The sequence below is a fragment of the Pseudomonas sp. 22085 genome (assembly GCF_052045815.1).
In the GTDB taxonomy this organism is placed as follows: domain Bacteria; phylum Pseudomonadota; class Gammaproteobacteria; order Pseudomonadales; family Pseudomonadaceae; genus Aquipseudomonas; species Aquipseudomonas glycinae.
Window position 1 is genome coordinate 41499 of record NZ_JBQEQA010000027.1, and the last position, 20291, is coordinate 61789.

The 20291-nt window shown below is 62.4% G+C and carries 17 protein-coding genes and 2 pseudogenes; 9 read left to right on the forward strand and 10 right to left on the reverse strand.

The features are described from left to right. Nucleotides 1-151: 151 nt before the first annotated feature. The 3 genes from ACTJK7_RS26070 to ACTJK7_RS26080 all read left to right on the forward strand — a co-directional run bounded on the left by ACTJK7_RS26070 (nt 152) and on the right by ACTJK7_RS26080 (nt 4198). Entirely contained in the window at nt 152-652 is a 501-nt protein-coding gene (locus tag ACTJK7_RS26070; RefSeq protein ID WP_011335117.1) for a sigma-70 family RNA polymerase sigma factor, read from the forward strand. A gap of 40 nt (nt 653-692) precedes the next feature. After that, complete coding sequence (locus tag ACTJK7_RS26075) at nt 693-1676, forward strand: FecR family protein (protein WP_108562816.1); 984 nt, start codon at nt 693-695, stop codon at nt 1674-1676. 98 nt (nt 1677-1774) lie between these two features. Continuing rightward, nucleotides 1775-4198, forward strand: a complete 2424-nt coding sequence (locus ACTJK7_RS26080; RefSeq protein WP_323151738.1) for a TonB-dependent siderophore receptor — start codon at nt 1775-1777, stop codon at nt 4196-4198. Between the two features lie 133 nt (nt 4199-4331). Here ACTJK7_RS26080 and ACTJK7_RS26085 read toward each other — a convergent pair whose 3' ends face one another. After that, a complete protein-coding gene (locus tag ACTJK7_RS26085) occupies nt 4332-5483 on the reverse strand; it encodes an MFS transporter (protein ID WP_064380919.1) in 1152 nt (383 codons plus the stop codon). Between the two features lie 136 nt (nt 5484-5619). Between ACTJK7_RS26085 and ACTJK7_RS26090 the strand changes: the two genes are divergently transcribed. Continuing rightward, a complete protein-coding gene (locus ACTJK7_RS26090) occupies nt 5620-6612 on the forward strand; it encodes a diaminopimelate epimerase (RefSeq protein WP_440780883.1) in 993 nt (330 codons plus the stop codon). Between the two features lie 7 nt (nt 6613-6619). Here ACTJK7_RS26090 and ACTJK7_RS26095 read toward each other — a convergent pair whose 3' ends face one another. From ACTJK7_RS26095 to ACTJK7_RS26125, 7 genes and pseudogenes are all read right to left on the reverse strand, one after another. Then, nucleotides 6620-8191 carry a glucan 1,4-alpha-maltotetraohydrolase domain-containing protein gene (locus ACTJK7_RS26095; RefSeq protein ID WP_064380916.1) on the reverse strand — a complete coding sequence of 524 codons (1572 nt, stop codon included), beginning with the start codon at nt 8189-8191 and terminating at the stop codon, nt 6620-6622. Nucleotides 8192-8327: 136 nt separating this feature from the next. Then, on the reverse strand, nt 8328-8984 hold the full coding sequence (locus ACTJK7_RS26100; RefSeq protein WP_064380914.1) for a carboxymuconolactone decarboxylase family protein: 657 nt from the start codon (nt 8982-8984) through the stop codon (nt 8328-8330). A gap of 113 nt (nt 8985-9097) precedes the next feature. Next, complete coding sequence (gene codA / locus ACTJK7_RS26105) at nt 9098-10333, reverse strand: cytosine deaminase (protein ID WP_064380913.1); 1236 nt, start codon at nt 10331-10333, stop codon at nt 9098-9100. Between the two features lie 13 nt (nt 10334-10346). Next, a complete protein-coding gene (codB, locus tag ACTJK7_RS26110) occupies nt 10347-11618 on the reverse strand; it encodes a cytosine permease (RefSeq protein WP_064380911.1) in 1272 nt (423 codons plus the stop codon). A gap of 195 nt (nt 11619-11813) precedes the next feature. After that, nucleotides 11814-11948: pseudogene (locus ACTJK7_RS26115) on the reverse strand (alpha/beta fold hydrolase); the annotation flags it as partial. An 85-nt stretch (nt 11949-12033) separates the two neighbouring features. Then, nucleotides 12034-12390: a 6-carboxytetrahydropterin synthase QueD gene (gene queD / locus ACTJK7_RS26120; RefSeq protein WP_007955941.1), complete on the reverse strand. Its 357-nt coding sequence runs from the start codon at nt 12388-12390 to the stop codon at nt 12034-12036. 86 nt (nt 12391-12476) lie between these two features. Beyond that, on the reverse strand, nt 12477-13556 hold the full coding sequence (locus ACTJK7_RS26125; protein ID WP_440780884.1) for a patatin-like phospholipase family protein: 1080 nt from the start codon (nt 13554-13556) through the stop codon (nt 12477-12479). A gap of 146 nt (nt 13557-13702) precedes the next feature. On the opposite strand from ACTJK7_RS26125, the gene ACTJK7_RS26130 reads away from it, so the two are divergent. From ACTJK7_RS26130 to ACTJK7_RS26145, 4 genes are read left to right on the forward strand one after another with little or no spacing between them, the layout of a single operon-like run. Next, entirely contained in the window at nt 13703-14011 is a 309-nt protein-coding gene (locus ACTJK7_RS26130; RefSeq protein ID WP_039770261.1) for a PepSY domain-containing protein, read from the forward strand. Further along, complete coding sequence (locus ACTJK7_RS26135; RefSeq protein WP_108562813.1) at nt 14011-14322, forward strand: PepSY domain-containing protein; 312 nt, start codon at nt 14011-14013, stop codon at nt 14320-14322. Before ACTJK7_RS26130 ends, ACTJK7_RS26135 begins: the two co-directional genes overlap by 1 nt. A gap of 3 nt (nt 14323-14325) precedes the next feature. Next, a complete protein-coding gene (locus ACTJK7_RS26140) occupies nt 14326-14994 on the forward strand; it encodes a response regulator transcription factor (RefSeq protein ID WP_011335105.1) in 669 nt (222 codons plus the stop codon). Next, nucleotides 14991-16304: a sensor histidine kinase gene (locus ACTJK7_RS26145; RefSeq protein WP_085654313.1), complete on the forward strand. Its 1314-nt coding sequence runs from the start codon at nt 14991-14993 to the stop codon at nt 16302-16304. Before ACTJK7_RS26140 ends, ACTJK7_RS26145 begins: the two co-directional genes overlap by 4 nt. Nucleotides 16305-16370: 66 nt before the next feature. On the opposite strand, the gene ACTJK7_RS26150 is transcribed toward ACTJK7_RS26145, so the two are convergent. Next, on the reverse strand, nt 16371-17126 hold the full coding sequence (locus ACTJK7_RS26150; protein ID WP_371262551.1) for a methyl-accepting chemotaxis protein: 756 nt from the start codon (nt 17124-17126) through the stop codon (nt 16371-16373). A gap of 102 nt (nt 17127-17228) precedes the next feature. Further along, nucleotides 17229-18653, reverse strand: a pseudogene (locus ACTJK7_RS26155) (HAMP domain-containing protein); the annotation flags it as partial. Between the two features lie 178 nt (nt 18654-18831). On the opposite strand from ACTJK7_RS26155, the gene ACTJK7_RS26160 reads away from it, so the two are divergent. Beyond that, on the forward strand, nt 18832-20148 hold the full coding sequence (locus tag ACTJK7_RS26160) for a Na+/H+ antiporter family protein (RefSeq protein WP_064380903.1): 1317 nt from the start codon (nt 18832-18834) through the stop codon (nt 20146-20148). Nucleotides 20149-20291 lie beyond the last annotated feature (143 nt).

The window sequence follows — 20291 nt, forward strand, 5'->3', positions numbered from 1 at the left end:
GGGTAGGCCTGCCCGCGCAAGGCAGGGATTGCCGCGAATTAGAGCGCCGAAGGGATAGAGGAAAACAGCTTCGTCGGCACACCCGAGGAATCCATTGCTTCGCCTTAATAGGAAGCATTACTATTCACGCCCCTTTCTTCAGCACGCCGCAATGATCCCCATGCTGCCCCGCAGACCCGGCTTTCTTGAGCATTACGAAGAGTTGATCGGCACCTGGACCCGTCGCCTGCGCAATCGCTCGCAGGCCGAGGATCTGGCGCACGACACCTTTGTGCGGGTGCTCGAATCCGATTCGTCGGCGGTACAGCAACCCCGGGCGTATTTGCACCAGACCGCGCGCAATATCGCGGTGGACGGCTATCGGCGTGAGGACCGGCGGGGCGCCATGGAGTCGGAGGCGATCGATCTCAGTGAGTCGCCGACCGGCGACCCGGAGCATTACATGCATGCGATCCAGCTGGCCGATTCCATCGAACGTGCGCTCACGGAGCTGCCGGTCAACTGCCGACGAATCTTCGTCTGGCAGAAGATCGAAGGCCTGACCCAGGCGGAAATCGCCGAACGCCTGGGCCTGTCCAGGAACATGGTGGAAAAGTATATGATCCGCACCCTGCGGCATCTGCGTGATCGCCTGGACGGGGCGCAATCATGAGCCGCGGCATCTTTTCACCCCCAGCCAAACAGGACATTCCATGACGGATACTCGTGATTGCGCGTGCGGGCAAACAACGGTGCGCGATGACGCGGCACGCTGGTTTGTGCGTTTGCAGGAGCCGACCGTCAGCGTCGACGAACAGCAGCGCTTCGACGCGTGGCTGAACGAACATCCGCAGCACCGTGACGAATTCCAGTTGCTGCAAGGCTTGTGGACGGCGGCGGATCTGCTGCCGGCGCCACGGCTTAAAGCTTTGTGCGAAACCCCGCCGACGCGGCGCGAACGCCGTCCGTTGTTGCGTTATGCCGTGGCGGCCAGCGTAGTCGCGGTGGCGCTCGGGCTCGGGCTGTTCAGCGGTTTGAATCACCCGCAAGGTTACAGCGCCGAATTCGCCACCGCGCTGGGCGAGCGCAAGCATGTGGCGCTGCCGGACGGTTCGGTGATCGACCTCAACAGCCGCAGCCGTTTGCAGGTACGTTTCGAAAAGGATCGGCGTCTCATCGAGCTGACCGAAGGCGAAGCGATGTTCAGCGTCGAGCACGACACGTCCCGCCCGTTCGTGGTCGAGGCCGGCAGCGGCAAGGTCACGGTCACCGGCACCCGTTTCGATGTGCGGCGCGACGTGACCCAGACTCGGGTCGCGGTGGAGCAGGGCACTGTCAAGGTGCAGGGCCGGGATGCGGCCGATGCCGATTTCATCAGTCTCACTGCCGGCCTTGGCACGCGGGTCGATGCCCAGGGCAAAGTGGCGCCAGCCTACGCGGTCAACCCGGTGGAACTGACGGCCTGGCGCAGCGGCAAACTGGTGTTCAACAACGCCAGCCTCAGCGAAGTTGCCGAGGAAGTGTCGCGTTATCGCGACAAGCCGCTGAAAGTCGCCAACCCGGCCGTGGCCAATTTGCGCCTGACCAGCGTGTTCAAATCCGACAACACCGATGCCTTGCTCAAGGCCTTGCCGAGCATCCTTCCGGTGGCCGTGCGCACCCTTGCCGACGGCAGCCAGGAAATAATTTCAAAATAAAATTCAGGTTTTTTTCGAGTTCGTCGTCTTCCTGTTCAACTGCAACTGGTTTGCATTAACAGCCGCACACTCTTGCGATCCACAGGACTCCGTTCGACGTGAAAAACTCCACCGCCAACAACAAAAAATCTCCTTGGTTACCGCTGGCGCTTGCGCTGGCGGTCAACGCCGCCGTGCCGATGGCTTTTGCCGCCGAAGCCATTCACATCCGCGCACAGCCGCTGGGCCAGGCCCTGAGCGAACTGGGTCAGCAAACGTCATTGCAGGTGTTTTTCAGCCCGGACCTGGTCGCCGGCAAACAGGCGCCAGCGGTGGACGGTAACCTTTCTCCGGAGCAGGCCCTGCGCCAATTGCTGCAAGGCAGCGGCCTGGATTATCAGATCAATGAAGGCTCGGTGACTTTGTCACCGGCCCCGACTTCCGCTGCCAGCGGCCCGCTGGAACTGGGCGTGACCGACATCAAGGTGGTCGGCGACTGGCTCGGCGACGCCGACGCCGCCGTGGTGCAGAACCACCCCGGCGCGCGCACGGTGATCCGCCGTGAAGCGATGGTCGAGCAGGGCGCGATGAACGTCGGCGACGTGCTGCGCCGCGTGCCGGGTGTGCAGGTGCAGGAAGCCAACGGCACCGGCGGCAGCGACATATCGCTGAACGTCGGCGTGCGGGGTTTGACGTCGCGCCTGTCGCCACGCTCCACGGTGTTGATCGACGGCGTGCCGGCCGCGTTTGCGCCGTACGGCCAGCCACAACTGTCGATGGCGCCGATTTCTTCCGGCAACCTCGACAGCATCGACGTGGTCCGTGGTGCCGGCTCCGTGCGTTACGGGCCGCAGAACGTCGGCGGTGTCATCAACTTCGTGACCCGCGCGATCCCGGAAAAAACCACCGGTGAAATCGGCACCACCCTGGAAACCTCGCAGCATGGTGGCTGGAAACACATCGACACCGCGTTCCTCGGCGGTACCGCCGACAACGGCATCGGCATGGCGCTGTTGTATTCGGGCGTCAACGGCAACGGTTACCGCGAGCGCAACAACGGCAACGACATCGACGACGTGATCCTCAAGACCCATTGGGCGCCGACCGATCAGGACGATTTCAGCCTCAACTTTCACTACTACGACGCCAGCGCGGACATGCCCGGCGGCCTGACGCAGAAGCAGTACGACGACAAACCGTTCCAGTCCGACCGCGACTACGACGGCTTCAGCGGCCGCCGCAAGGACGTGTCGTTCAAGTGGATCCGGCAGATCGACGAGCGTACCCAGGCGGAAGTGCTGACCTACTATTCCGACAGCTTTCGCGGCAGCACCATCGCCGCTCGCGATCAGAAAACCCTGAGCTCGTTTCCGCGCTCCTATTACACGCTGGGCATCGAGCCGCGCGTTTCGCGTGTGTTCGACGTCGGCCCGACCACTCAGGAAGTCAGCGTCGGTTACCGTTATTTGAAAGAGGCGATGCACGAGCAGTCGAGCCGTCTGGCGCTGGTCAACAATGTGCCAGTGGTCACCAAGACCTCCGACGGTCACGTGTTCCAGGATCGCACCGGCGGCACCGAGGCCAACTCGGTGTACATCGACAACAAGATCGACGTCGGCAACTGGACCGTGACTCCGGGCATTCGCTTCGAACACATCAGCACCGACTGGCATGATCGCGCCGTGCTCGACACCGCCGGCAAACGCGTGCCGGAAAAAAACCGCAGCATCGAAAGCAACGAGCCGCTGCCGGCCCTGAGCGTGATGTATCACCTGTCCGATGCGTGGAAGCTGTTCGCCAACTACGAGACCTCGTTCGGCAGCCTGCAGTACTTCCAGCTCGGCCAGGGCGGCTCGGGTGACCAGACCGCCAATGGTCTGGAGCCGGAGAAAGCCAAGACCTACGAAATCGGCACGCGCTACAACGATGACGTGTGGGGCGGGGAAGTGACGCTGTTCTACATCGACTTCGATGACGAACTGCAATACATCAGCAACGACGTGGGCTGGACCAACCTCGGCGCGACCAAGCACCAGGGTATCGAAGCGTCGGTGCACTACGACATGGCGGCGCTTGACCCGCGCCTTGATGGCCTGACCGCCAACGCCGGTTTCACCTACACCCGTGCCACCTACGAAGGCGAGATCCCCGGCTTCAAGGGCCGCGACCTGCCGTTCTACTCGCGTCAGGTGGCGACCGTCGGCCTGCGTTACGACATCAACCGCTGGACCTACAACATCGACGGCTTCGCCCAGTCCAAACAGCGCTCGCCGGGCACCGGCGTGAATGCTGATGGCAGCTTCAATGGCAATTACATCACCGAAGGCACGGCGGACGGGCAGTACGGCGACATTCCGGGCTACGTGACCTGGAACGTGCGCGGCGGCTATGACTTCGGTCCGCAGCTGTCGAACCTGAAGCTCGGCGCCGGGGCGAAGAACATCTTCGACAAGCAGTACTTCACCCGCTCCAGCGACAACAACTCGGGGATCTACGTGGGCACGCCGCGGACGTTCTTCGTGCAGGCCAGCGTAGGCTTCTGATCTGCACTGATGGTTCCTCCGTCGAACCGTCTGCGTGGGAACACCTCCGCGTCCGCTTTTCTTGGGACGCGGAGCGTCCCTGGCTGCGTTCCCACGCAGAGCGTGGGAACGATCTGAACACATCAGATCAGGCTCAGACCTTCAGAGCTTTCCCGCCAATCGCCACCGCCACCAGCAACGTCGCCATCAACCCGAAGGCAAAACTCAGGCTGCTGGCGTGGGCGACAAAGCCGATCACCGCCGGCCCCGCCAGAATCCCCGCATACCCCAACGTAGTGATTGCCGGCACCGCGATGCTTTCCGGCATCACCGTCTGCTTGCCCACCGCGGTGTACAGCACTGGCACGATGTTCGAACAGCCAGCACCGACCAGCGCATAACCGAGCAGCGCGGCTTGCCAGCTCGGGGCGAAGGTCGCCAGAAACAGTCCCGCCGCCGCCAGCAGACCGCCAAACAGAATGATCCGGGTTGCGCCCAATGCCCGGACAATCCGGTCACCGGTCAAACGACCGGCCGTCATGGTCAATGCGAACGCTGCGTAACCCAATCCCGCATAGGCCGTGTCGATTCCGCGCTCCTGCGCCAGGAACACCGCGCTCCAGTCCAGCGCTGCGCCTTCAGTGAGGAACACGATGAAGCACATGCCGCCGATGAACAGCACAATCCCGTGGGGCACCGCGAACGCCGGGCCGGTGCTTTCACTGCCGTAAGGCAACATGTGCGGCACCGCCTTGAACAGCGCGGCGATCAACACCACGACCACCACCAGCATCGCCGCCAATGGCGACAGCCCGAGACCGAGCAGGGCGCTCACGCCCGCTGCACCGACGATCCCGCCGAGGCTGAACAGGCCGTGGAACCCCGACATCATGTTCTTGCCGCTGGCCCGCTCGACGATCACCGCTTGCAGGTTCACCGTCGAATCCACCGTACCGAGCCCGGCGCCGAACATGAACAACGTGGCGATCAGCGCCGGAATCGACGACACCGTCGCCAGCAACGGCAATGCCGCGCAGATCAGCAGCGTGCCGCCGGTGGCCACCTTCCGACAGCCGAACCGGGTGGCCAGAATCCCCGCCAGCGGCATTGCCAGAATCGAACCGACGCCCAGGCACAGCAACAGCAACCCCAGCGTCCCTTCATCGAGCCCGGCGCGCGCCTTGGCGTAGGGCACCAGCGGCGCCCACGCGGCGATGCCGAGCCCGGCGATGAAGAAGGCGATGCGCGTGGACATCTGTTCGAGGCGTCCGGGAACGAACGTGTCTTGAGGGGTGAGGCTGGTCATAACGATCCTTGGCAAAAAACGTTTCAGCAGCGGACATCCTTGCACAGCTCTTTCGATGGAGCGAGCCCGCTCGCGTCTGCAGGGCGTTGCGATTTACAGTGGCGTCCCTGTCGACGGGAAAAACAAGGGCGGGTTCATGACGCAGTTCTACGATGCACGGGGCAATATCTACGGGGTCGTTTCGCCTCGGGCGCTACGCGATGCCGGTATCGACTTACCGACCAGCGCCGCGCAATGCGCGTCGTCGCGCCAGACGTGGAGTACCGCAGCCATCGCGCAGTGTTGCGATTGGCCCGACGGTCAACGTCCCGTCGGCAGCAAATCCCATCGCAGCGATGGCCTGTTGATCGGCCCGTTTCAATCCGCGCCCCCCTTCGACCTGCTGATCGTCAACACCGACGGCACGCTGGCCGAGCGCAGCGGCAACGGCCTGACGATTTTCTCCCGGGCGCTGCTTGAACAAGGGCTGATGCCGGAGGAGGGGGCGACGCTGCGGGTGCATCACGACAAACAGGATGCGCCATCACCCGTGCCGACCTCGGTCAAACCAGCGCAGGTGGCGGGCGTGCACGGCTTTTGGCTGGACCTCGGCCAGCCCGGTTTCGGCCCGGTGGCCGTCGGTGCGCTCGGGGTTGAACCGGTGCCGTTCAACGGCGTGGAGGTCAACCGTGTTCGGCCGTTGGCGCAACTCGATCCCGCCTGGGCGCACAGCCAGTTTGTGCGGATCGGTAATCCACATTGCGTGACGCTGGTGCAGGATGAAGCCGCACTGCCGAGCAACGCGCAGATGCTTGAACCGCCGCTGGCGGACAGTCTGACCGCTATCGCCTACGCCATGCCCACCGGCACCGGCCAGCCGTGCCCGGCCGGGGTCAACCTGCAATGGGCGACGCGCGCCGGGGATCAGCGCATTGTGGCGCGGGTGTTCGAACGGGGCGAGGGGCCGACGGCGTCTTCGGGCACCAGCGCCAGCGCGGTGGCGAGCGCTGCATGGCGAGTGGGTTGGGTGTCGGCGGGAGAGGTGCAAGTGGTGATGCCGGGCGGTACGGCGCCGATTTTGCTGGAGGAGCGCGATGGCGAGTTGGCCGGCGTGCGCCTGTTCGGCATTGCAATGCGAAATGAAACATAGCTGAGGGTCAGAAGCGCCCGACCGTGTCGCTCACGGCTCCGCTGGTGAACACGTTGTTCGCACCCGCCTGCCAGTACACCGCTGCCGGAGTCTGGCCACGGACGATGCATTTCCACTCCAGTCTTTGCTGGCCCGGCACCTCGACCGTTGCGCTCCAGCGGTTATTGTTCAGCGTCAGCGCAATTGCATGTTGTGGATCCCACGCGCCGAACTCCAGCGACGATCCGACGGCATAGACGCGTTCACCGGATTGTGGATTGGCATTGTCGCAGTGGACGTTGACGTTGAGTGCTGCCGGTTCGACCGCTGTGCTCCAGATCCGGATGTCGCCGTTGTCCCAGCTCAAGGTCGGCGTGCCCATGCCCTGCGGCAACTGTTGCAGATCGGATTTCAGCGCAATCACCAACGTCCCGCTCATCCCCGAGGTGGTAGCAACCAAGCCCGAATAGGCGGTGTTGAAGCGAATCGGCGAATCGGCGCGGATACCAGCGCCCTTGCGCAGTTTGATCAATTGCCGGATCAGTTGATCGCGCTGCCAGTCATACATGTGCGGCCAGTACACGGTCGGCGTGCCGGGACTGCTGAGGATGTAGGCGTAAGCCAGATTGACCAGTGGATCGGGCAACGCCCAGTGATGTTGACCACCATAGGCCCCAGGCGAATAACCGGTGTCATGATTGTCGACGAAGGTCACTGCGATTGCTCTCCAGGCAGGATCCGGATTGCCATTCAAGCCGTGGCGCCACTCGGCGAGCGAGCCATTTTGCATACGCTCCTTGAGGGCAAAATCAAACACAGTACAGTGCGAGCGATCCGACCAGTCTTTGAGCACATCCTGCCAGCTCGCATTGTGTCGCCAGTCGCCCGGCGGATATTCGTTGGGGCCTTTCCAGTTCTCGCCGACGCAGAATTTCAGGTTGCCGAAGGCGTTCATCCAGCGATCCACGGTTTCCGGTGCGTAGCCTCGGACGAAGTCAAAGCGCAGGCCTTGAGCACCGTAGTTGTCGCGCAGATTGATGAATTCTTTTTTGAAGGTGTCGAAGACTCGCGCACTGGCGGTGTTCAGATCCGCTGAGCCATCCATGAATGCATCACCTTCGTCACATTGCGCGCAGTCTTGCCGCCACTCGTTGCTCCCTCTCGGGAACATCGAATAGACCGCTTTATCGTTCATGTGATTGGGCACCACGTCGTAGACGACTTTCACCCCCGCGTTGTTGAGCGCCAGCACCGCTTGTTTGAGTTGCTGATCACTGCCGTAACGACTGTTCTTGTCGAAGCTGCTCCAGAAGTAGCCTTCGCCACCACCTGAGGTCTGGGCCTGGCTGTCGATCCAGCTTGAGCTGTCCGTCCAGGCTGGCGGTAACCAGGCAAGGGTAAATCCGTCTTTGCCAATTGTTGGCGCCTGTTGCGCCAGCACTGAATACCAGGGCGTTTGGTTGCGGCTGGAATTCCAGTGAAAAACTTGCAGCAGAATCTCTGTGCCGCTGCCGTTGCGAACGCCGGCCATCGCCGCTGTCGCCGTGGCGATGGCCAGACAGACAGCGAAAATGAGGCGAATGGGTGAAGTCCCTTTCATGATCGTCCCCCCGGGAACGATGGATCCCTTGGGACTTACTGTGGGCCTGCGCGCAGCGCTTGTCGCCTGTCAGATCTGACAGGTCGACGCTATCCTTTTGCGATAAAACCGACCCGATCCATAACCATGAAACCGTTCATTGGGCCTTGAACAGCTTTATGGCGACAACAGTGTTATCGACCACCGTCACGTACAGCAGGGCTTTGGGTTGCGTCTCGGGGCTTTGAAAACACTCGACGATTACAGCCTGCGCTGTGCAGGCTTGCAGCGCCAAACGGTCTGCCTGACGTAACTGGCGTTTCACTGCGGCACTCAGCGGAATCGGTGGATGGCCCGCGCGAACGTCTGCGCAAAATCTCGAAGTGACTTCTCTCGGGGTGGGGGGCGGTGGTGATTCAAGGCCCGCGTCTGCAAACAGATGATTGAGTTGCTCCGCCGCACTGACCGCTCGGGGGAAACCGGCGAAGGCCGAAGCCTGCAGCAGTATTTCAGTCAATTCACCCGGTGCGAGGCCCGATGCCAGGCCGGTTTTGAGGTGCACGCTCAGCGGTGGCCCGAACATGCCCGAGGCGACAATGGCGGCAAGGGACACCGCTTCGCGCAATCGCGGATCAAGACCAGGCCGCGAGTGTAAATGTCCGTACACCACGCCGACGGCCAGTTGGCCCAATGCGGGAACGGTATGGAACAGGGCGTCGAGTCTGGCCCCGCCATCGGGTACGAGTTCGACAAACGTATGGCGGCCCTCCTGGTAAAGCGTGGCCATGGGATCGGAAGTGGTCTTTTGATTCATGTCGCGTCCTCACGGATCAATGAGGATGGCAGCGGGGCAACAGCGCGCGAACTACGGCATGACAGGCGTCCATCGGAAGCAGTCGGCGCCGTTGCGGCGCCGACTTCTACACCTTAGACGAATTCCACCACCGGCATCTGTCGCTTCATCAGCACATTGCCGTTGCGGATCGAATACAGCGGCAGGCCCTGGCTGCGGATCACTTCGTAATCGCTGTCCGCCGACAGGATCAGCAGGTTCGCCGGTCGGCCCTGTTCCAGACCGTAGCGCTCACCGAGGTGCATGGCCTTGGCGCTGTTGTCGGTGACCAGATCCAGCGCGCTTTGCAGGTTGCGGTAACCGAGCATGTGGCAGATGTGCAGGCCGGCTTCGAGGACCCGCAGGATGTTGCCGTTGCCCAGCGGATACCACGGATCGACGATCGAATCCTGACCAAAGCAGACGTTCATGCCCGCTTCGAGCAGTTCGTTGACGCGGGTCACGCCGCGGCGTTTCGGGAAGTTGTCGAAGCGCCCTTGCAGGTGAATGCTTTCGGTCGGGCAGGAGACAAAACTGATCCCCGAATGGCCGAGCAGGCGGAACAGTTTGGCGCAGTAGGCGTTGTCGTAGGAGCCCATCGCAGTGGTGTGGCTGGCGGTTACGAGGGCGCCCATGTCGCGGCTGCGGGCCTCTTCGGCCAGCACTTCGAGGAAGCGCGAATGCGGGTCGTCGGTTTCGTCGCAGTGCACGTCCACCAGGCAGCCGGTGCGCTCGGCCAGATCCATCAGGAACTTCACCGAGCTGACGCCCTGGTCGCGGGTGTACTCGAAATGCGGAATCCCGCCGACCACATCCGCGCCCATACGGATCGCTTCTTCCATCAGCTCGCGGCCATTGCGGAACGACTCGATGCCTTCCTGAGGGAACGCGACGATCTGCAGGTCGATCAGGTGACGGCTTTCCTCGCGCACTTCGAGCATCGCCTTGAGCGCGGTGAGTTGCGGGTCGGTGACGTCGACGTGGGTGCGCACATGCTGGATGCCGTGGGCGGCGAGGGTCTGAATGGTTTTCTTCGCCCGGGTTTTGGTGTCTTCCTGGGTGATGGTGACCTTGCGCTCGCCCCAGCACTCGATGCCTTCGAACAGCGTGCCGCTCATGTTCCAGCGCGGCTCGCCGGCGGTGAGGGTGGCGTCGAGGTGAATGTGCGGCTCGACGAAGGGCGGCACCACCAGGTTGCCGCCGGCGTCGAGGTCGTCGGGGCCCAGGGTCGGCGCTTCGGTCTGGCGCGCGATGCTGCGGATCAGGCCGTCTTCGAGGTGCAATTCGTGCAGACCTTCCTGGTTGCGCAGTCGGGCGTTGATGATGTGCATCGGGCGAATCCTTTTATAGATCTTGTAGAGGGGCGGCCGCGTTGCGGGCGCCGAGCAGACCGGTCACTGCGATATACGTTAACGCGGCAACGGCGATCCCCACCAGCGGCGCGACCCACGGCGAGCCGAACGCGGCGACGGTTCCGGCCGCGTAAGCCGCGAGCCCCGGCCAGTTGAACGCCGGTAACCGTGCGTCGGCCAGACGCGGATAACGCCCGCGCCAGCGGAAGAAAAAGTCCGCCATGATCACGCCGCCAATCGGTGGGATCACCGTGCCGAGCAGGATCAGATATGGCACCAGCATGTCGTACATGCCCAGCAACGCGAGTGCCGTGCCGATCACGGCGCCGGCCAGGGTCACGGTCTTGCGGCGCCCGGTGCGCAGCAGGTTGCAGCCGGCGACGGCGAAGTTGTAGATGGTGTTGTCCTGGGTGCTCCAGATGTTCAGCAACAGCATCGCCATCGCCGCCATGGCAAAGCCCTGCAACAGCAGCACTTCAACCACATCGGGCTGTTGGTAGACGATCGCGCCATAGGCGCCGATCAGCACCATCAGGCCATTGCCGATGAAAAAGCCGATCAGGCTGGCCAGCACCGCGACCCTTGCCGAACGGGAAAAACGCGTCCAGTTGGTGGCCTGGGTCGCGCCGCTGACGAAGGTGCCGAACACCAGCGTGATGGCGGTCGACCAGTCCAGCGAACCGCTGGGCACGACGCTGAGCAATCCGTCGAGGCCGCCGACTTTCACAGTCGCGACCCACATCGACAGCATCAGCAGCAACATCATCGCCGGCACCGCGATGTACGACAGGATCTCCAGGCCGCGATAACCGATATACGCTGTGGCGCAGAACACCAGGCCGAACAGCACCATCAGGCCCAGCACCGTGGCTTCGTTCAAGTCGAAATACTTGCCGAGCACCACCGCCGCCGTCGCGGTGCCCCAGGCGTACCAGCCGATCTGGGTGAACCCGAGGATCAGGTCGCTGAGCTTGCTGCCGACTTCGCCAAAACAGAAGCGCCCCATCAGCACCGAGTTCAGCCCGCTCTTGAAGGCGATGTAACCCAGGCCTGCGGCGTACACGCCGAGCAGCAGGTTGCCGATGACGATGACGGCGAGCATTTCGCCGAAGTTGAACGCCACGCCGAGCTTGCCGCCGGCAAACATGGTCGCGGTGAAAAAGGTGAAGCCCAGCAGCACCATCGCCGTGGAGGCCAGGCCTTTGCGCGCGTGCATCGGCACTTCACTGAGGGGGTAATCGTTGCCGGGATCGTTTTGCGTCATGGGGGCGTTCCTTGCTGGAAAGGGGAGGACGCGAAGAGGTTGCAGCGGTCGTGCCAAACGCAATGTTGCGGGTATTTATAGACGAGACCCGGATGATCGGCGCGAAAGCAGTGCATCGGGCGCCGTACCGAACCATGTGGGAGCAGAGCTGTTGCCACAGGGGGACGGGATTGATCAGAGGAACCGCAGCAGCGCCGCGATGCGGTGCCACACGTAAGACGAGAAGGGCGTGCCGTACACGTATACCAGAGGCGGGCCGTCGCCGCGCACGCCGTGGCGAATCTGTCGCCCGTTGAAATCAAAGACCTGATCCAGCAGCCAGTCCGTCATGGGCCTGTCCTCTTGGCGGGTTCGAGCCAAAAAGCATAGGCGTAAAAAAACCACCGGTCTCGGTGGTTTTTTTGTGTCGCGGGATTCACTCGCCGCGATAGATGCAACCGCTGGTGCAGGTCTCGTGGATGCGGATCGCACTGAGTTCCGGCAGCAGGGGCTTCAATTCATTCCAGATGAATTTGGCCAGCACTTCGCTGGTCGGGTTCTCGAGGCCCGGAATGTCGTTGAGGTAGTTGTGGTCCAGACGCTCGTACAGCGGCTTGAAAATCGCCTTGATCTCGGAGAAATCACGGATCCAGCCGGTGTGCGGATCGAGGTCGCCGCTCAGGTGAATCGCCACTTTGAACGAGTGACCGTGCAGGCGTCCGCACTTGTGGCCGTCCGGTACGTGGGGCAGGCGGTGGGCGGATTCGAACGTAAATTCCTTGAAGATTTCCACAGTGATTTCAGCTCTGTTCAGATGGCGTTCGCCGCAGCGAATTCGGGCAGGCGGCGAGTTTACCAGCTTGTCTTCGGCTGTGCTGACTAAAGGGTCAGCAAGCGCTCGGCGAGGCGACCATTGGCAGTCAGTTCAAGGAACTCATCACCCAATCGGCGACTTTCGTCCATCGCCGCGCGCCAGTATTTCTGTCGGCTCGGCGCATCGCCCATGAAGCGTTTGAAGTCGTTACGGTCGGGGAGTTTGCCGTAGGGCAGGCGCGCCAGGTATTCCTTGGATGGCGCCAGCAACAGCACGTCCTGCAGGCGCTCGACCGAAGCTTTGCGCCACGGCAGGGTCTTGTCGAACCAGCCCGGAATCACCCGGTCGGTGAAGTGCGGATACAGCACGATACCGTCGCCGTTGTAGGGCAGGTCGAGGTGATAGTCCAGCAGACCGCCGTCACGGAAGGTGCCGGCACCGGCGCCCGGCAGGTCGCGCACGCCTTCCATGACCATCGGGATCGAACCGGACGCCAGCAGCGCCTGACGCAGGTTGCCGGCATCGAGGGCGACGAAACGCGACGGGAAGTCATTCAGTGCATGCACCGGCGGCGCCAGGCGCGGGTCGTGGATGATCAGCCGTTCGAAGTGCCGCGACAGCCGCGCGCGGCCCCGCAGGTTGTCGGCGATCACCGAGCCCAGCGCCAGCCCGAGCCGGCCGCGATGGTCGTCCGCCAGCCCGCCGTGGCTTTTGACCACCATGATGTTCAAGCGGTAATGGGCGTTGGTCAAAAGGCTGGCATCGCGTCCGTCGAGCAGGTCGTCGAGCATGCGTTGCGAGCTGCGGCTGACCTCGGCAATGGTCACGCCTTTGTTGAAGTTCTGCTCGGTGTACAGATGACCGAGGCGGCGGATGCCTTCGGCGGCGTCCGGCAGGCAGGCGCTGGCGAAGCGCCAGGAGCCCACCGACGCACCGATCAGCGAGCGCTCGCGCGGCGCCGCCGGCAACCACTCGCCGAACAGCGCCAGATCCAGTCCCTGAATCCCCAGCGCCTTTGGCCCGCCGGCAGCACCGGGAAGGGTGCCGACGTCGGCGGCGCTCAGGCCTTGGGCACGAATGCGCGCCATGGCCCGGGGGCCGGCCTTGAGGGTGAGGGAAGGGAACTTGATGTGGATGGCGGTCATACCGGTCTCGATCGTTAGCAAGCGAAAGATTATAAGCACATGTTGCCGTGACTGCAGGAGCAGGCCCAATGATGGCCATTCAGTTTCAGTTAAGTTCGCACCGTTAAGGTGCCGCCCGTAGCAACACATAAAAATACGGAGACACCATGAAAACCCTGACTGCCCTGACCATCGCCTCGATCATCGGCCTCACCGCCAGCACCGTTCACGCCCGCGATCTGGGCCCGGATGAGGCCCTGCGTCTGCGCGACGCTGGTACTATCGTCTCTTTCGAGAAGCTCAACGCCACCGCGCTGGCCAAACACCCGGGTTCGACGATCACCGACACCGAGCTGGAAGAGCAGTACGGCAAGTACATCTACCAGATCGAACTGCGTGATCCGCAGGGCCTGGAATGGGATCTGGAACTGGACGCGGTGAGCGGGCAAGTGCTCAAGGATCATCAGGATACGTAATGAAGGTGAATGTTCGCGCCACCCGCTGTACGGCATTGGCGCTGGTGATGTTTTGCTCGACGGTCATGGCCCGCGACCTGGGTCCCGACGAAGCCCTCAATCTGCGCAAGCAGGGCGTGATCCTGCCGCTGGAGCAGGTATTGCAGCAGGCGATGGACCGTTATCCCGGCGCGAAACTGCTGGAAGTCGAGCTGGAAGAAAAACACGACGTCTACATTTATGAAGTCGAGTTGCTGACCGTCGAAGGCGTGGCCCGTGAGCTGCATCTGAAGGCCGACACCGGCGAACTCGTGAAAGACAAGGAAGATTGACCGATGCGCTTGCTTCTGGTGGAAGACCACGTACCGCTGGCCGACGAACTGCTCGCCGGCCTGCAACGTCAGGGCTACGCGGTGGACTGGCTGGCGGACGGGCGCGACGCGGTCTACCAGGGCAGCAGCGAGCCCTACGACCTGATCGTCCTCGACCTCGGTTTGCCCGGCGTGCCAGGGCTTGAGGTGCTGGCGCAATGGCGCGCCGGCGGTCTGACGATTCCGGTGCTGATCCTCACCGCCCGCGATTCCTGGGCCGAGCGTATCGAAGGTCTCAAGGCCGGCGCCGATGATTACCTGACCAAACCCTTTCACCCGGAAGAACTGTATTTGCGCATCCAGTCGCTGCTGCGCCGCTCCAAGGGCCAGGCCAACCAGCCGACGCTCAAGGCCGCCGGTCTGCACCTGGACGAGGGCCGTCAGTGTGTCGTGCGCGACGGCGCCGACATTCAGCTGACCGCCGCCGAATTCCGTCTGTTGCGCTACTTCATGCTGCACCCGGAACAGATCCTCTCCAAAAGCCACCTCGCCGAACACCTCTACGACGGTGAGACCGAACGCGATTCCAACGTGCTGGAAGTCCACGTCAATCACCTGCGGCGCAAGCTCGGCAAGAGCGTCATCGAAACCCGTCGTGGTCAGGGTTATCTGTTTGGCGGACAGGCTTCGTGAGATCGATCCAGCGCCGCTTGAGCCTGGGGTTGATCAGTGTGCTGGTGGTCGTCGGCGTGCTGCTGGCGCAAACCAGTCTGTGGTTGTTTGAAGTCGGATTGCAGCGCTATCTCGAAGCCGGCTTGCGTAACGACAGCGAGAGCCTGCTGGTGGCGCTGGTTCGCGGGCCGCAAGGCTTGCAGCTGGATGAGCGGCACTTGTCGCCGGCCTATCAGCGACCGTTTTCCGGGCATTACTTCCGTATCGATTTCGCCGACAGCCATTGGCGCTCCCGTTCGCTGTGGGATCAGGATCTGCCGTTGCTCGAACGCTCCGGTCTGCACAGCAACCTGCAACTGGGGCCGGACGGTCAGCAACTGCTGGTGTTGCGCTCGGACTATCGACGGCTCGGTCAGTCGATTTCCATCAGCGTGGCCCAGGATTACACGCCGGTGCGCGAGAGTTTCCAGCGCATGCGCCAGATCGGCCTTGGCCTCGGGCTGGCCGGGTTGCTGCTGATTCTGTTGTTGCAACGTCTGACCGTTCGCCGCGCCTTGCGGCCGCTGGAAAAGGCCCGCGAGCAGATCGCCCAGTTGCAGCAGGGCCAGCGTTCACAACTCGATGAACAAGTGCCGGCGGAACTGGAGCCGCTGGTGGCGCAGATCAACCACTTGCTGGCGCACACCGAAGACAGCCTCAAGCGCTCGCGCAATGCGCTGGGCAATCTCGGGCATGCGCTGAAAACCCCTTTGGCAGTGCTGCTCAGTCTGGCGTCGAGTGAAAGGCTCGATGCACACCCGGAGCTGCGCAAGATTCTCAAGGAACAACTGGAGCAGGTTCAGCAACGGCTGAACCGTGAGCTCAATCGTGCGCGGCTCTCTGGCGATGCGTTGCCGGGAGCACTGTTTGATTGCGACGCAGAACTGCCGGGGCTGCTGTCGACGTTGAACATGATCCACGGCGAACATCTGGAGCTGAGTTATGTGGCGCCGCCGGGCCTGCAATTGCCGTGGGATCGTGAGGACCTGCTGGAACTGCTCGGCAACCTGCTGGACAACGCTTGCAAGTGGGCGGATGCCGAGGTGCGGCTGAGCGTGGTCGAGACGGCGGAAGGCTTTGTGCTGAGCGTGGAAGATGACGGGCCGGGGATTCCCGAATTGCAGCGTGCTCAGGTGTTCAGTCGTGGTACGCGACTGGACGAGCAGACCGACGGGCATGGCTTGGGCCTGGGGATTGTGCGCGACATCGTCGACACCTGGGGTGGGTTGCTGGTGTTGGGTGAGAGTGAGTGGGGCGGTTTGAAGGTGGTGATCGAATTGCCTAAACGCTGATTTCCGTCATTCCACAAACCTGTGGGAGCAGCCAGGCGGGCTCCCACAGGGACTTTGCGATGAACCCTAGACCCGAAACTGATCCATCAAGCTCTGCTGCTGATTCGCCAGGCTATTGAGCGACTGACTCACTCGCGCCGATTCATTCGCCTGCCCCGACAGCGATTCCGTCACATCACGAATCGTCGCCACGTTGTTGTTGATCTCTTCGGCCACCGCGCTCTGTTCTTCGGCAGCGCTGGCAATCTGCAGATTCATGTCGCTGATCACCGTCACCGCATCGCCGATCTGGCGCAGCGCGGTCACGGCCTGACCGACCTGTTCAACGCTACCCTGAGCCTGGCGATGGCTGTTGCCCATCGAGCCGACCACGTCCTGGGTGCCGGTCTGCAGTTGCTCGATGACCTGACGGGTTTCTTCCACCGACTCTTGAGTGCGGCGGGCGAGGTTGCGCACTTCATCGGCGACCACCGCAAAACCACGTCCGGCTTCACCGGCACGGGCGGCTTCAATGGCGGCGTTCAGGGCCAGCAGGTTGGTCTGTTCGGCGATGGCGCGGATGGTTTCCAGCACGGTGCCGATCTTCTCGCTGTTGGCGGCCAGGCCTTCGACTTGCACCATCGCTGCGCTCATGTCAGCGGCGAGGGTGTCGATGCTGGCGGTGGTGCGGTCGATCACGGTCAGGCCCTGACGGGTGGCGCGGTCGGCATCCTTGGCCGCTTCGGCAGCCTGCGCGGCGCTGCGGGCCACGTCTTGGGCGGTGGCGCTCATTTCGTGGGACGCGGTGGCGACCTGATCGACCTGACGGTATTGCTGTTCCATGCCGGCGCTGGTCTGGGTGGCGATCGCGGAAGACTGATCGGCAGTGTTGCGCGCATCCTGCACCGAGCGTTTCACCTCGGCGATGATCGGTTGCAGCTTGTCGAGAAAGCGGTTGAACCAGCCGGCCAACTGGCCGAGTTCGTCCTTCTTGTCGTAGGCCAGACGTCGGGTCAGGTCGCCTTCGCCGCTGGCGATGTCTTCCAGCATGTGCGCTACGCCTAGGATCGGCTTGGTCACGCTGCGGGCCATCAGCCACACCAGCAACAGGCCGATCAGCGCGGCAAGCACGCCGAGGCTCAGTTCGATCAGGGTGCCCGAAGTATTGCTGGCATCCAGTTGTTGCTTGAGCGCTTCGGCGCGTTCCACCAAAACTTTTTCCGGCACATCGAGCAGTACGCCCCACGACGGGCCGCCGGGAATCGGCTGGAACGGCGACAGAACTTTCAGTTGCGCGTTGCTGTGCAGGCTGCTGACGGTTTGGTTCGAGGCGAGCAGACGCAGCAATTCGGCGCCGCTGGTGGTGTCCACGGCATCCAGGCGCTGGCTGAGTTTATTGGCGTCCGGGCTGTAACCGGCGAGCAGGCCGGCGGGGCTGACGATGCTCACGGCGGTCTGGCCGTCGTAGAGCTTTTTGCTGGCGTTCTGGCTGATCGCTTGCAGGCTGTTGAGGTTGATGTCCACCGACAGCGAGGCGATGACTTTGCCGTTGACCATCAGCGGGAACACGATGCTGGTCATCAGCACCTTTTGTCCGTCGATCACATAAAAGTAGGGTTCGATCACGCATGGCTTGAGCGTGGTGCGTGGGCAGGTGAACCAGGCGTTGGCGGCCTGGCCGCTGGGGCCGGTGCTGGTGTCGGTCATGTCGCTTTCCGGCAGTGCCATCGAGGTGACTTTGCCCGGCGTCGGTTGCGACCAGTACAGGGCGAAGCGGCCCTTGTCGTTGCTGCCCAGTTCAGCTTGACCGGCAAACAGCTCGTCCTTGCCGTCCAGCGCGTTGGCTTCGAACACCAGCGACAGGCCGAGCAGATCCGGATTGGCCTGCAAGGCCGATTTCACCTGGCGGGTCATGTCCTCGCGCAGGTCGAAGGCATCGAGGAAGCGCTTCTCGGCCTGCTCACGCAGGAACAGCACCTGACGCGAGAAACCGTGGCCATATTGATAGGCGTCCATGAACTGCTGGCGAATACCCGCTGCCTGGACTTCGCCCTGGGATTCGATGCGGGCCTGGGCCGATTCGGTGAGCATTTCCATGCTCGAAGCTTTCACCAGTTCGGAACTGTGCTCCATGCGATACAGCGAAAGACCCACCAACAGGGTCACGATACCGGCCAGGCAGAGCCCGGCGAGCAGGGTGATTTTCCATTGGATGGAAAGTTGTCTGAGTGACATGGAAACGTCCTTATTCGATAAATATCTGAGACTTTGCACTGTAACGGCCGCGTTTCGGCTTTCTTTATGGCGTAAATGCAATAGGGCGAATTGACGCATGTTGTGGCGGATATGCCCTGTTAAGCGATTGATCATGGAAAGTTGCACAGTGTTGCGCCCCGTCGCTTTGACACTGCGCCCGCGCTGCGGCACAGTGCGCGCCCTTCTAATAAGACCCTCTATGCAAATCCGCTGGCGACCTTCGTGGCTTGTCGGCCGGACTCATTCTGTCTGGCGGTGAATGGCTTCACCGTCGTGTTTTCGAGGTAGTGAAATGAATGCAGTGATTGCTGCGGTCGGCGTCATGCTGATCCTCAGCCTGTCCCGGGTGCATGTGGTGATCGCGTTGATCGTCGGTGCGCTGGTCGGTGGCCTGACCGGTGGTCTGGGCATCGACGCCACGCTCAAGGCCTTCAACAGTGGCCTGGGTGGCGGGGCGACGGTGGCGTTGTCCTACGCGTTGCTCGGCGCTTTCGCCGTGGCGATTGCCAAGTCCGGCCTGGCCCACGCGCTGGCCGACAAGGCTCTGGCGATGGTCGATCGTCAGCATGCGACCGGTGGCGGCAGCGTCAAATGGCTGCTGATCGGCCTGCTGTGGGTGGTGGCGATTGCTTCGCAGAACATCCTGCCGATTCACATTGCGTTCATTCCGCTGCTGGTGCCGCCGCTTCTCTATGTACTGACCAAGCTGCAACTGGACCGACGCCTGATCGCCTGCGTCATGACCTTCGGCCTGATCACGCCGTACATGTTCCTGCCGGTGGGCTTCGGCAACATTTTCCTCAACGAGATCCTGCTGGCCAACGTTGCCCGCAGTGGCGTGGACATCAGCGGGATCAACGTCACCCATGCCATGGGCATTCCGGCGCTGGGCATGCTGGTGGGGCTGGGCATCGCCTTTATCAGTTATCGCAAGAAGCGCGTCTACGACCTGGGGAAAATCGAGCAGGTCGAGCAGGTGGCGGTGCAGTACAACCCGCGAAGCCTGTTGATCGCCGGTGTCGCCATTGCCGCAGCCTTCATTATTCAGTTGCTGCTGGATTCGATGATTATCGGGGCGCTGGCCGGTTTCCTGATCTTCTCGGCGTCGGGCATCGTCAAATGGCGCGAGACGGACGACCTGTTTACCGAAGGCATGAAGATGATGGCGATGATCGGCTTCATCATGATCGCCGCTTCCGGATTCGCCGAAGTGATGAAGGCCACTGGCGAGGTACAGACTTTGGTCGAGTCTTCGGCGTCGTGGATCAATCACAGCAAGGGCATCGGTGCGTTGCTGATGCTGCTGGTCGGGCTTCTGGTGACCATGGGCATCGGCTCGTCGTTTTCCACGGTGCCGATTCTGGCGGCGATTTTCGTGCCGCTTTGCGTGCAACTGGGCTTCAGCCCGATCGCCATTGTCTGCATCGTCGGCACGGCCGGTGCCCTGGGCGACGCCGGTTCGCCCGCCTCGGACTCGACCCTCGGCCCGACCTCCGGTCTGAACATCGACGGCCAGCATCACCACATCTGGGACACCGTGGTTCCGACCTTCCTGCACTACAACCTGCCGCTGCTGGCGTTTGGCTGGGTGGCTGCGATGGTCCTGTAACCCCCCGTGATCGTTCCCACGCTCTGCGTGGGAATGCAGCCCGGGACGCTCCGCGTCCCAAAGCGTGACGCAGAGCGTCACAAGAGGCATTCCCACGCGGAGCGTGGGAACGATCTGAGGTAAAACTCAACTTTTGGTTTCGC

Bases quoted from the DNA above. Each gene is read 5' to 3' on its own strand.
- ACTJK7_RS26070 (WP_011335117.1), top strand. From the start codon at position 152: ATGATCCCCATGCTGCCCCGCAGACCCGGCTTTCTTGAGCATTACGAA.
- ACTJK7_RS26075 (WP_108562816.1), top strand. From the start codon at position 693: ATGACGGATACTCGTGATTGCGCGTGCGGGCAAACAACGGTGCGCGAT.
- ACTJK7_RS26085 (WP_064380919.1), bottom strand. From the start codon at position 5,483: ATGACCAGCCTCACCCCTCAAGACACGTTCGTTCCCGGACGCCTCGAA.
- ACTJK7_RS26090 (WP_440780883.1), top strand. From the start codon at position 5,620: ATGACGCAGTTCTACGATGCACGGGGCAATATCTACGGGGTCGTTTCG.
- ACTJK7_RS26095 (WP_064380916.1), bottom strand. From the start codon at position 8,191: ATGAAAGGGACTTCACCCATTCGCCTCATTTTCGCTGTCTGTCTGGCC.
- ACTJK7_RS26100 (WP_064380914.1), bottom strand. From the start codon at position 8,984: ATGAATCAAAAGACCACTTCCGATCCCATGGCCACGCTTTACCAGGAG.
- codA (WP_064380913.1), bottom strand. From the start codon at position 10,333: ATGCACATCATCAACGCCCGACTGCGCAACCAGGAAGGTCTGCACGAA.
- codB (WP_064380911.1), bottom strand. From the start codon at position 11,618: ATGACGCAAAACGATCCCGGCAACGATTACCCCCTCAGTGAAGTGCCG.
- ACTJK7_RS26125 (WP_440780884.1), bottom strand. From the start codon at position 13,556: ATGACCGCCATCCACATCAAGTTCCCTTCCCTCACCCTCAAGGCCGGC.
- ACTJK7_RS26130 (WP_039770261.1), top strand. From the start codon at position 13,703: ATGAAAACCCTGACTGCCCTGACCATCGCCTCGATCATCGGCCTCACC.
- ACTJK7_RS26135 (WP_108562813.1), top strand. From the start codon at position 14,011: ATGAAGGTGAATGTTCGCGCCACCCGCTGTACGGCATTGGCGCTGGTG.
- ACTJK7_RS26140 (WP_011335105.1), top strand. From the start codon at position 14,326: ATGCGCTTGCTTCTGGTGGAAGACCACGTACCGCTGGCCGACGAACTG.
- ACTJK7_RS26150 (WP_371262551.1), bottom strand. From the start codon at position 17,126: ATGGAACAGCAATACCGTCAGGTCGATCAGGTCGCCACCGCGTCCCAC.
- ACTJK7_RS26160 (WP_064380903.1), top strand. From the start codon at position 18,832: ATGAATGCAGTGATTGCTGCGGTCGGCGTCATGCTGATCCTCAGCCTG.